At 57.9% G+C, this 2,494-nt stretch carries 1 protein-coding gene; it reads left to right on the top strand.

The genetic code is table 11. The features are described 5' to 3' along the window. Positions 1–164: 164 nt before the first annotated feature. Positions 165–2,494 (top strand): SCO6880 family protein (locus D8M41_RS11375; RefSeq protein WP_126927070.1); only part of this gene is annotated, 2,330 nt, incomplete at its 3' end.

Here is a 2,494-nt window from a genome sequence, read left to right as displayed (position 1 = left end):
CGATTCGGGTGATGATTCAAACCTCCTCTGGTGAGTGGCGGAGTATGGATATGGTCATGGTGTGGGAAAACGGGGACTGGCGGTTGCATGTTCCTGCGGATGCGCGCAGTAGTATTTCCCGGGTGACAGACCCGTCACAGTTTATTCGGTGGAGGGCTTAGAACATGGCTGAAGAAGGGGACGTCAATTTCCATTGCGGTTTCGGGGATGCCGGGTGTGTGGCATCGGAGAAATTTTTTGATGCCGCGTATAAAAATATTTCGAGTACGCTCGGGGAGATTGGCAAGGCGCTGGGTACGTTCTGGGTGGATACTCCCTCGATTAATTTAGGGACTGCTGCGGGGCAGCCTTCGGATGTTGTCGGGTTTTTATGGAACTCGACGGGCTGGTTTACCGGAGTGTTCCTTGTATTTGCTGTGCTGTATGGGGCAGGGCAAATGATTTGGCAGCGGCGGGGTCAACCATTGTGGGAATTGGTGGCGGCGCTGCTGAAGTTTACGTTTGCCTCGGGTGCTGGGTTAGCGGCGTGTGTGCTGCTGTTGCAGACAGGCGATGGGTATTCCAAATGGGTGATTGAAAAATCTACCCCGCATGGTGGTTTCGGAGACTCGTTGATGCTGCTGCTCTCTATTGGGGTGGCTAACCCGTCAAGCGGGATCATCATGTTCGTGATCGTGATCGGTATTATCGCGATTCTTGTGTCATTTGCGCAGATCGGGATGCTGATTGTGCGGGGTGCGTTGGCGCTGTTGCTGGCCGGGACGTTGCCGTTAGCGTATTCCGCGACGAATACTTCTTGGGGTCGGCAGTGGTCGCAAAAGCATACGGCGTGGCTGATCGCGTTTATTGTGTATAAGCCGGTGGCGTCAACGATTTACGCGGCTGCGTTTCGGATTATGGATTCTTTTGGGAAAAAAGATGGTGATGTGGGGCAGCAGATTGTGTATTTCACGGCGGGTATTGTGCTGATGGTCGCTGGGTTGGTGGCGTTGCCCGCGATTATGCGGCTGGTGACTCCTGCGGTAGGAGCGGCTTCTGGTGCCGGGGCGATGTTCGCTGGCGCAGCTGGTGGCGCGGTTGCCTCGGGAGCGATTAATGGGGGCATGAATATTGGTGGTAAGTCCTCTAGCGGTGGAGATAGTTCCTCGTCCTCTGGTGGTGATTCTGGTGCTACTGGTGCGGCGAATGCGAAGAGTGCTTCTGCGTCTGCTGGTGAAAGTAGCGCGGCCACTACTGCTGCCGGTGGCGGCGGGGGAGCTTCATCGGCTGCTGCCGGGGGTGCCTCCGCTGGTGGCGGGTCAGCGGCTGCTGGGGCTGCTGGTGGGCCGGTTGGTCTAGCGGTGGTTGCTGGTGCTCAAGCTGCTGCGGGTGCTGCGCAGAAGGTGGGGCGTCGTCTGGGCCGGAGCCTGAGAATCATAGTTCACCTTCTTCTTCTGGTGGGCAGGATACGCCGTCTGCTGGGCAGAGTGATTCAGGGTCTTCGACGGGGGCCGTGTCTGAGGGGCAGAACCGGGGTGGGCCGCCGCCGTCTGGTACGGGAAACAGCGGTGCCGGTGACGGTGGGCCGAGTGGGGGTCAACAGCAGCAGCCACCTCCTGCTGCTGCTGCTGCGGGTGGATCGTCAGAAACACAGAGTGGGGCACAGCCTAGTGGTTCTGGTGGGCATACCACGAATCATACGACGCAGGGCTCTGGGCCGGAACCTGAGCCGCAGACGCAGAAGCTTCAGAGGGGAGAAGGTCCTAGTGGCAGCAAATAGTAAATCTCCGGAGTATGTCGAGCCGACGTATGGGAATTGGCGGTTACCGGTTCGTGCTGGGTTAGGGCGGTTATCGGGGCTGACCTCGGTGATGGTGTTCGTCAGCCTTTTCGTCACGATTTTTGTGTTAAAGCTGGGCGGGATGGTTCAAGGGCTTGTGACGGCCCTAGTGTGCCTGGCGGTGTTAGCGGCGTTGTCCATTAAGGATAAGCATGGGTATTCCTCGTTAGAGAAGCTGGTTGAAAGGGTTATTTTTATGTTTTCGCGTCTTTTCAAGCGGAATAAGTACCGGTCTGGGCCGCTGGGTTTCACGAAAGAAGGCACGTTTAAGCTGCCGGGCGTGGCTTCATCGGTGACCCCGTATCAGGGGATGGATTCGATGGGGACTGCGTTTACGCTGGTGCATATGCCTGCGGTGGGGACGTATTCGGTCACGTTCGCGGTCGAGCCGGACGGGGCGGCGTTGGTGGATCAGCAGGATATTGATCAGTGGGTCGCTAATTGGGGTGGGTTCCTCGCTGGGTTAGGGCGTGAGGTCGGTCTGATTGGGGCTGTGGTGACTTCTGATGTGTCGCAGGGCTCGGGGGCGCGGTTGAAGAAAGAGATTAAAGCGACGCTTTCACCGGATGCTAGCCCTGTGGCGCAGCAGATGTTACAAGAAGCGGCTGTGACGTACCCGGCGGGGGTGACGCAGCATCAGGTGTGGGTAAGCCTGGTGTTTTCAGCGGCTCCTCG

The organism is Rothia sp. HSID18069 (assembly GCF_003989155.1).
GTDB classification, from domain to species: domain Bacteria; phylum Actinomycetota; class Actinomycetes; order Actinomycetales; family Micrococcaceae; genus Rothia; species Rothia aeria.
Note: the sequence above shows the minus strand (reverse complement) of the source record. Positions and strands in the feature narration are given on the sequence as shown.